The organism is Mesorhizobium sp. WSM4817, from assembly GCF_055811135.1.
The window spans coordinates 1-1,045 of record NZ_JBVVQQ010000100.1 but is presented as its reverse complement, the minus strand read 5'-3'; the positions used below and the strand labels follow the sequence as shown (position 1 = coordinate 1,045).

Here is a 1,045-nt window from a genome sequence, read left to right as displayed (position 1 = left end):
TAGAGCGCTTCGCCTTTTGACCGAATCTGGATTCCCAAGTTGGAGCAAATCAGATTCGATGTCCTGACCGTGTGGAGGTCGGGAGATGACGAAACCTTATTCCATGGATCTGCGAGAGCGGGCGATGGCCCGGCTTGAGGCGGGCGAGACGAGCTACCAGGTGGCTGCGGCGCTCAAGGTGGCGGTTTCGAGTGTGATCAAGTGGGCGGCGCGCAAGCGCCGCCTGGGCAGCGCGGCGCCCGGCAAGATGGGCGGCCACAGGCCGTATCTGATCGGCGGCGCGCATCGGCTGTTCGTGCTGGGCGAAGTCGAGCGCGATCCGAACGTGACGCTTCATCAACTGACGGCAGCACTGGCCGAGCGCGGCCTCAATGTCCATCCTGCGAGCGTCGGCCGCTTCCTGCATCGCGAGGGCAGGAGCTTCAAAAAAAACCGTTCTGCCGGCCGAGCAGCTCAGGCCGAAGCTGGCGCGCCGGCGCGCGCAATGGACCCGCTATCAGACCCGCATTGATCCAACACGCCTGGTCTTCATCGACGAGACCTGGGTCAAGACCAACATGGCGCCGCTACGTGGCTGGGGCGCGCGCGGCAAGCGGCTTGTCGCCCACGCGCCATATGGCCATTGGAAGACGATGACCTTCATCGCCGCGCTGCGACATGATCGCGTTGATGCACCCTGGGTGCTCAATGGGCCCATCAACGGCGAGGCCTTCCGCCTCTATGTCGAAACCCAACTCATCAAAACCTTGAAGCCGGGCGACATCGTCGTGCTCGACAATCTCGGCTCCCACAAGAGCGCTGCCGTGCGCGGCATCGTCAGGGCCGCCGGCGCGCGGCTGTTCTTCCTGCCGCCCTACAGCCCCGATCTCAATCCGATCGAGCAGCTGTTCGCCAAGCTCAAGCACTTCATGCGTCGCGCCGCCAGGCGAAGCGTCGAGGCCGTTCACAACGCCATCGCCGCAACCCTGAATGCCGTCACCCCACTGGAATGCCGAAACTACATCGAAAACGCAGGCTACAAGTCAACCTAAATGCGAAAGGCTCT

At 63.2% G+C, this 1,045-nt stretch carries 1 protein-coding gene; it reads left to right on the top strand.

The genetic code is table 11. The features are described from left to right. Positions 1 to 85: 85 nt before the first annotated feature. A protein-coding gene (locus tag AC0L2K_RS34875) for an IS630 family transposase (protein WP_292552552.1) occupies positions 86 to 1,031 on the top strand; the annotation gives its coding sequence in 2 pieces (ribosomal slippage) (positions 86 to 424 and positions 426 to 1,031; 945 coding nt in all). The last annotated feature ends 14 nt before the right edge of the window (positions 1,032 to 1,045 follow it).